General features: G+C 35.7%; 9 protein-coding genes. 4 read left to right on the forward strand and 5 right to left on the reverse strand.

The annotated features are described in order from the left end of the window. From ACY2V1_RS06505 to ACY2V1_RS06515, 3 genes are all read right to left on the reverse strand, one after another. A partial coding sequence (locus ACY2V1_RS06505) for a NikL family nickel/cobalt ECF transporter subunit (RefSeq protein ID WP_498040226.1) occupies nt 1–530 on the reverse strand: 530 nt, incomplete at its 3' end. Between the two features lie 219 nt (nt 531–749). Then, the gene (gene cbiM / locus ACY2V1_RS06510) at nt 750–1,349 is read right to left on the reverse strand and encodes a cobalt transporter CbiM (protein ID WP_461833987.1); all 600 of its coding nucleotides are present in this window, start codon (nt 1,347–1,349) and stop codon (nt 750–752) included. A gap of 11 nt (nt 1,350–1,360) precedes the next feature. Further along, nucleotides 1,361–2,146: a DUF4198 domain-containing protein gene (locus ACY2V1_RS06515; RefSeq protein WP_461833988.1), complete on the reverse strand. Its 786-nt coding sequence runs from the start codon at nt 2,144–2,146 to the stop codon at nt 1,361–1,363. A 180-nt stretch (nt 2,147–2,326) separates the two neighbouring features. On the opposite strand from ACY2V1_RS06515, the gene ACY2V1_RS06520 reads away from it, so the two are divergent. Genes ACY2V1_RS06520 through ACY2V1_RS06530 form a run of 3 tightly spaced genes read left to right on the forward strand, consistent with a single transcriptional unit; the run spans nt 2,327 to nt 4,731 of the window. Beyond that, nucleotides 2,327–2,878 carry a glycine cleavage system transcriptional repressor gene (locus tag ACY2V1_RS06520; protein ID WP_461833989.1) on the forward strand — a complete coding sequence of 184 codons (552 nt, stop codon included), beginning with the start codon at nt 2,327–2,329 and terminating at the stop codon, nt 2,876–2,878. 12 nt (nt 2,879–2,890) lie between these two features. Further along, the gene (locus ACY2V1_RS06525; protein WP_461833990.1) at nt 2,891–4,264 is read left to right on the forward strand and encodes a PFL family protein; all 1,374 of its coding nucleotides are present in this window, start codon (nt 2,891–2,893) and stop codon (nt 4,262–4,264) included. Nucleotides 4,265–4,290: 26 nt separating this feature from the next. Beyond that, nucleotides 4,291–4,731, forward strand: coding sequence for a hypothetical protein (locus ACY2V1_RS06530; protein ID WP_461833991.1), 441 nt, complete (start codon nt 4,291–4,293; stop codon nt 4,729–4,731). A 24-nt stretch (nt 4,732–4,755) separates the two neighbouring features. On the opposite strand, the gene ACY2V1_RS06535 is transcribed toward ACY2V1_RS06530, so the two are convergent. Beyond that, on the reverse strand, nt 4,756–5,211 hold the full coding sequence (locus tag ACY2V1_RS06535) for a phosphatidylglycerophosphatase A family protein (RefSeq protein WP_461833992.1): 456 nt from the start codon (nt 5,209–5,211) through the stop codon (nt 4,756–4,758). 3 nt (nt 5,212–5,214) lie between these two features. Beyond that, nucleotides 5,215–5,823, reverse strand: a complete 609-nt coding sequence (locus ACY2V1_RS06540; protein WP_461833993.1) for a Maf family protein — start codon at nt 5,821–5,823, stop codon at nt 5,215–5,217. Nucleotides 5,824–5,969: 146 nt separating this feature from the next. Between ACY2V1_RS06540 and ACY2V1_RS06545 the strand changes: the two genes are divergently transcribed. Beyond that, nucleotides 5,970–7,136 (forward strand): hypothetical protein, encoded by a 1,167-nt coding sequence (locus tag ACY2V1_RS06545; RefSeq protein ID WP_461833994.1) that lies wholly within the window; start codon nt 5,970–5,972, stop codon nt 7,134–7,136. The last annotated feature ends 27 nt before the right edge of the window (nt 7,137–7,163 follow it).

The following is a 7,163-nucleotide window of genomic DNA, read 5'->3' on the forward strand; positions in this document are numbered from 1 at the left end:
CCTCCAAGGATGTCCCTGAGTCCAATTTTAGGCGTGCTCAACTCTGCAATGTCTTTTTTAATTGGGGTAAGTTCTTCTCCTAAAACCTTTTTAAAAATTTTCTCCAATTTTTTATAATCAACTGAAGATTGTCCTACTTCCCCTTCTACGTCTTCATTTATACCCATTGTATCCTCAATATCACCCTCTTCCTTTTCAAATGAGTATTCATCCTTTTTTACTATCCAATAATTTTTGTGACCCATGCACGCTTTACACACCACCTTAATATCAACGGGATTTTTTAAAAGGTCTTCTGCGATATGAAAGATGAAATTACCCTTTTTATCGCCTTTTCCCTGATATATCAATTTATCTTTTGCATAAACCTTATATGTTCCTTCAACAACAGGTTCTCCAGTGGAAAATTTTGCAGAACAGTTTATAGTCTTGCCTTCTACATAACAGAACACATCAACCCTATGTGCCCAACATATAGTTGAACTTAAGATATATAATATTAATATTGCTAAGATATTTTGTTTTTTCATAAGTGATCCCCTGGTACAGATTCTTAAAATTCAGACTCTGTATCATTATTTGTGTAAATTCAAATTAAGAATGATCTGTTATTACTATTTGTCATTTGTTGTCCACTCACACAGATCATTCACACTGATCACTAATATCCCCTTATTTATCACCCTCAACACCCTGGGAATATACACATTTTTTGTTACATACTCAAAATTTATGGAGCTTTATTTTACTTAGATATCCAACATCTCAGGTTTCACTCTGTATATAAAATCTATTGTCACTCCAGTAATAATCCCCTCGATAATCATAATGGGGATATGGGCTACCAGGATAGTTTTGGCTGCCTGGGAAAAATTTTCACCAGTAAGGTATAGACAAAGGGCTACCATTACACCAGATAATAATATGCTCATGGAACCGCTCAAAAAGCCACCAAGTACTCTAAATTTCTTTTGTTTTGATAAACAAGCTTTTCTAAATAAAAGAAATACAATTACAGCGGGCAAAGCCATATTAGCGGTGTTGGCGCCCAGGACAATAATTCCTCCAAACTGGAAAAATATGGCCTGGAGTAAAAGAGCTACTAAAATTGATGGAAAAGCTCCGAAACCAAGCAATATTCCTACCAGGCCATTTAATACTAGGTGCACACTTGTTGGGCCTATGGGCACATGTATTAAGGATGCAACAAAAAATGCAGAGGTCAAAACAGCCATTAAGGGCACCTGATGGGGCCTGATTTTTTTTAGCCCTATCACGGTGCCGGTCAATGTAATGGCTGCTCCTGCTATTAAAATGGGGGGGGTGAGTACTCCTTCAGAAATATGCATTAGAGTGTCCTTTATCTATTCTTTTTGATAGAAGAAAACTTGACCCAGATAACTCCACCAACCTCGACGTCCTTGTCAACACCATTTTGTTTTAATTTGTAATCAGCAGTGGTAAGAGCAGAAAACCCCCACCAGCCTGCAATAGGGGCGGCGTAGGTAAAAATGCCATTATCGTCTGTGAGTATTACTTGAGTTATCATGTATTCTGAAGGAGCCTTATATCTTGAGTTTTTGTTGTAGTATTCCACTTCTACCTCACAATTTGGAACTGGTTTTCCATTTCTTAAGACCTTTCCCTGAAATACATTTCCTGCATATAGCCCAAATGGTCTGGTTATGGGCACAATCTCCACCTCAAGACCCAACGGCTTTGACCAGCCATCCTCTTCTCCAAAAGCTCCAATATAAGTTTTAGTAATGTGTTTTATGAATTTGTCTTCAGCAGGTTCCCAGTATGGCTTTGGAATCATGTAAATACAGTAAACACCAGGTCTTTTAGGACGAAATATTGTCCTGTATGCACGGTGATCTAGAAACTTTATTGGCTTAAGTTTAGACAATAAATTTTCTTTGTTAGAACTAGTTAAATTTATCGCCCATGCCTGCTCAAGTGTTAGATTCATTGCATTTTGCTCAAAAGGGTGTATAAAGGCAAAGAGCAACCTGGTTTTCCTGTGAGTCTGATCTAGCATTGTTTTTTGAGACATGATGGTTCCAAAGTGGGCTAAACATATTGAAGGGATAAATAAAATTAAAAGCGAAATAATAATTTTTTTTAAGATTTTGTTTAATAACATTACTAATTCCTCCTTTATTTTTAAAATGTGATTAATTTTAAATTTGTGTTACGGATTTGTATATAAATAAATTAGAAAATGTTGTCAATAGACAAAAATATTTTTTGTAGATTTTTAAAACTTGATTTTTTGTCTGGGCTAAACTAGATATCTAAATGTCAGGCCAAAGGGGAGACATTTATGGAAAAAATAGTGGTTGCTGTTTTTGGAAGGGATAGACCTGGTATTGTTTGTAAAGTTGCTTCAATTTTAGCTGATCATGGATGTAATATTGAAGATATTTCACAGACTGTGCTTCAGGGTGAATTTTGTGGTATGTTTGTGGTGTCTTTAGGCAAAGGTGTTACAATTAGTAATCTTCAGGATATACTTGACGAGCAGTTGAAAGAAGAGAACCTTATTGCACACACAAAACCTTTAGAATCTTCCAACCGCCAAATTAATGTTGAGACAGAACCTTTTGTAGTTGTGAGCATAGGTAAAGATAGAGTTGGTTTGATTGCTGCCATTAGTTGTATTATGTATGAATTTGGGGTTAATATTTCTAACTTGAAGTTTGTAAATAGAACTTCGGCTTTTCCTGAAAAGACATTGACCATCTATGAGGTGGATGTCCCAAAAGATCTAAAACTCGCGGAATTTACAACTAGACTAAAAAAAAGAGCGCAAGAATTGGGTTTGGAGATTACTGTGCAGCATAAGAAAATTTTTGAAGAAATATGTAGGATATAGTGGGGAAGGTATATGTTGAGTGAAACTGAAGTGCTACAACTGTTAGAGATGGTGAAAAATGAGCATCTGGATGTTCGTACCGTAACCTTGGGGGTAAGTCTTTTTGATTGTGTGAGCCATTTAATAGATGACTTTAGAAACAGGATCTATAATAAGATACTGAATCTGGCTGAGAATTTTGTCTCCACTTGTGATTTGATTGGAGAAAAATACGGAATTGCAATTGTAAATAAGAGGATATCAGTAAGTCCTATAGGCGTTTGTGGTGGTTGTTTTAATGAAAAAGAACTTATCTTAGTGGCAAAAACATTGGATAAAGTTGCAGAAAAAGTAGGTGTAGATTTTATTGGAGGATTTACATCCCTTGTTGAAAAAGGAATGACGCCTGGAGACAAAAATTTAATAAAGGCTATTCCCCATGCTCTATCTGAAACTCAAAGGGTGTGTTCTTCTGTAAATGTTGCATCCTCTAAAGTTGGTATAAATATGGATGCTGTGTATATGATGGGTAAGGCCATAAAAAGTGCTGCTGATTTATCTGCTGATAGAGATGGTATAAGCTGTGCGAAACTATGTGTGTTTGCCAATATCCCAGAGGACATACCATTTATGGCTGGTGCATATCTCGGAACAGGAGAGCCAGATGCAGTTATAAATGTTGGTGTAAGCGGCCCTGGAGTGGTAAAAAAGGCAATTGATAGGGCTATTGAAAACGATCCTAAATTGACTTTGGGGAGACTTTCTGAGATAATTAAAAGGACTGCGTATAAGGTGACAAGGGTGGGGGAAATAATTGGAAGGGAAGTAGCTGAGAAACTTGATGTTTCTTTTGGAATAGTTGATTTATCCCTTGCCCCTACGCCAAATGTTGGTGACAGTGTAGGAGAGATCTTTCAGAGCCTGGGACTAAAAAGCATTGGTGTCCCAGGATCCACTGCTGCCCTGGCCCTTATAAATGATGCAGTGAAAAAAGGTGGTTCATTTGCCAGTTCCCATGTAGGCGGTTTATCAGGTGCCTTTATCCCTGTTAGTGAAGATTTAAATATAGCAGACGCCGTGGCCAATAAATTTCTCTCTTTAGAAAAATTAGAGGCCTTAACCAGTGTATGTTCTGTTGGCCTGGACATGATTGCAATTCCAGGAGATGTTCCTGCAGAGACCATTTCAGCCATCATAGCAGATGAAATGGCCATTGGTGTTATAAACAAAAAGACCACGGCAGTGAGGATTATTCCTGTGCCAGGGAAAAAGGCAGGAGATAAGGCCTATTTTGGGGGACTTCTAGGGGAAGCTACAATTTGTGAGGTGAGCCATCCAGGCTGCTCAAATGAATTTATTAAAAGGGGTGGTAGAATTCCTGCACCAATCCAGAGTTTAACAAATTAAACAAATTGAAAAAAAGGAGGTTTTTTATGGCAAAAGACAATGTAATAGTTTTGCAAAAAGAATCCAAGTCCCAGAAAAATGAACAGAGACCAGAAGAGCTTTTAAAAGAAGTAAAAAAAGATATGGGAAAGGTTGCTTTAATCATTTCTATTATGGCAGTGATGCTAATGGTGGTTTTTTATTTTAGCATCAAGCTTACTGTTGGCACCATAGAAAAGAAAATGGCTGAACTATACCCAGTAAAAAAACAGGTTGTTATTCTCGATAAAACTGTAGGTGATTTACAGTCCAGGGTGGCAAAGATTGAAAAACTACCAGAAGAAACCAGGAAGATGATATATGGTGATATATTAAATGAAATTTCTCAAAAGGCAGAGTATCTTTCCCAGCATCTAAAGGGCTCTGATAAGGACAAATTAATGAAAGTACAGAGAATATTAAGGGAACTTGAAACAACCCTTAAATAAAAAAAGGGCCATTTGGCCCTTTTTTTATATTATCTTTAAGATAAGCCACAAAATACACCCACCAATAATTCCTGCCGCAATATCGTCAATCATTATTCCAAATCCTCCAGAAAATCTCTCTTCTATTTGTCTTATTGGAGGTGGTTTAAAAACATCCAATATTCTGAATAAAATAAATCCTAAAAATACAGATAAAAAAGAGGGGTTACCAATGAATGTAAGGGTGATTAATTGACCTGCCACTTCATCGATTACAATTGAGCGTGGATCTTTTTCATTGAGTTTTTTTTCTGCATAATCTGCAGCATAAATGCCCAGGATTGAAATAATAATTATAAGTGTTATTTTAACCCCTAGGCCAAATTTTAGAATAGGATATAAAATTATACAGGTCGCCAGGGATGCCCATGATCCCGGGGCAAATTCAATTCCTCCTATTCCAAATAATTGGGCAATGGTCATAAGTTTGTCTTTAAACATAATTTAAACTCCTATGGCTGAAATTCTCAACAAATGTCTTACCAGCTCATTTATTGGAAGGCCTATTACATTTGAATACGAACCCTTAATTTCTTTGATAAAAAAAGCTCCAATTCCCTGAATGGCATAACTCCCTGCCTTGTCCAAAGGCTCTTTTGTATCCACATATTTTTTTATAATATCTGGAGAAAACTTATCCATGAAAACCTCTGATTTTACAACAAATTTTTCTGAGTGCACATTGTCTGATGTATTGTCTACAATAAAACACCCAGTGTAAACCTCATGCCACTTACCTGAGAGTTTTTTCAAGGTGGATATAGCATCCTCTTTATCTTTAGGTTTTCCAAGGATTGAACCATTTAGTATCACTGCTGTGTCTGCTGCAATAATAACGCCTTTTACCTTTGTTTTTAAAATACTTTCTGCCTTGGCCCTTGCATTTTCCATTACTAAAATCTCAGGCCTATCTCCTTTAGATTTTTCTTTTTCATTACTAATCATTACCTGGAAATATATACCAAGTTGTGCTAGAAGCATCTGTCTTCTTGGTGAGCCAGATGCAAGTACTATATTTTTTAAATTTTTAAAAGGCCCTTTTATTACATTCATGCATCTGTATTAAATGTTCATTATTTAATTATCAAGAAAAATATTAATAAACTTTACATTGGTCACTATTTTTTATAAACATTTGCATGGTGAGCATGTGATTTTTGTTGATTCAAAGGCCTAATAATTAGCTTTGGAGAAAATTAATGGCCAGAAAAAATATTCAAATAGTTTCAGTGCTTCTTATAGGGATTGTTGCGGGATTTTTAGGTGGATATTTATTTAAACAGAGTTCCAAGTTAAAACAAGTAAATAGATCCCTTGTAACAGCCCAACAAAACAGCTCTAGTAATGCGAAAAAAGAGTTTTCAGTAGAGGAAAAAGGAAAAATTTTTAAAAAAGACTTACTTAAAGAACTTGCAAAAAAAGGTAATCAAAATGTGGGTAAGGGGGAAGGGGAAAGAGTAAAAAAAGAGGTTTCAAAATCGGAAAGTTCTTTTAAGAGATGGATCAATGAATATGTAATAACTCCTTATTTTATAGATGACTTAGTTGAATTTATACTAAACAGTTACCAACCACCGAGTACACAAGATAATCCAACTAATCAACCAAAGTTAAATATTTCCTTAAGGGCGCTTAACGCAAGATACGGCCTAGAATTAATTGGACTTAAGGTAGATGCCCCATCCCTTGAAAAGGCCAGAAAGAAGATCCTGGAAAAAATAATGGATCCTGATCTCCTTAAAGCTCAATATGAACGTTTTATTGATATATTTATTAATGAGTTAATAGATAATGCAAAGGAGACAACCAAGGTTTTTAGAGAACACGGAAAAACTCTAGAGCGTGAGCTAAATAAGGATCAGATTAAAACACTTCTAATTTTGTTATCTAACTATGTGCAGGATTTGTCCAATGTTCTCACTACTATCTCAACAGAGAGAAGTTTGCTCACAAATTTAGAAAACTACCTTAAGGAAGAAGCAAGGAGCACCCATTATAACTTCGTGTTAAATCAGATTATAAATAATTACAACTTGGCAAAACAAAAATTAACGGTAAAACAAGGTGATAGTGCAAGCAGAGAAAAAAAGGTTTTGGCGGAGTTGGAAAAAAAGAAAAACAAGGCGTTAAAAGATTATGAACTGTCTATTAAGAGGCGTGAGAGACTGAGAACAGAAATTATAAGCTTTATAGAGAAAAAGAACCCAAAACTTAGTTTTAATTCATCTGAAATATTATACATATGTGAATGGGTGCACCGTAGAATAAAAGAAGGTCAGTCTCTGGAAAAGATAAAGCAAATTGCTCTCATTTTAGAGCTGGCAGCTGATAAGATGAGACAAAAGGCAGAGGAATTATCATTGTAGAAGATAGCTATACTCTTCAGTGATATT

The organism is Desulfothermus sp., assembly GCF_053993635.1.

What these genes read in the sequence shown, in the direction of transcription:
- cbiM (WP_461833987.1), bottom strand. Translation starts at nt 1,349, where the DNA reads ATGCATATTTCTGAAGGAGTACTCACCCCCCCCATTTTAATAGCAGGA.
- ACY2V1_RS06515 (WP_461833988.1), bottom strand. Translation starts at nt 2,146, where the DNA reads ATGTTATTAAACAAAATCTTAAAAAAAATTATTATTTCGCTTTTAATT.
- ACY2V1_RS06520 (WP_461833989.1), top strand. Translation starts at nt 2,327, where the DNA reads ATGGAAAAAATAGTGGTTGCTGTTTTTGGAAGGGATAGACCTGGTATT.
- ACY2V1_RS06525 (WP_461833990.1), top strand. Translation starts at nt 2,891, where the DNA reads ATGTTGAGTGAAACTGAAGTGCTACAACTGTTAGAGATGGTGAAAAAT.
- ACY2V1_RS06530 (WP_461833991.1), top strand. Translation starts at nt 4,291, where the DNA reads ATGGCAAAAGACAATGTAATAGTTTTGCAAAAAGAATCCAAGTCCCAG.
- ACY2V1_RS06535 (WP_461833992.1), bottom strand. Translation starts at nt 5,211, where the DNA reads ATGTTTAAAGACAAACTTATGACCATTGCCCAATTATTTGGAATAGGA.
- ACY2V1_RS06540 (WP_461833993.1), bottom strand. Translation starts at nt 5,823, where the DNA reads ATGAATGTAATAAAAGGGCCTTTTAAAAATTTAAAAAATATAGTACTT.
- ACY2V1_RS06545 (WP_461833994.1), top strand. Translation starts at nt 5,970, where the DNA reads ATGGCCAGAAAAAATATTCAAATAGTTTCAGTGCTTCTTATAGGGATT.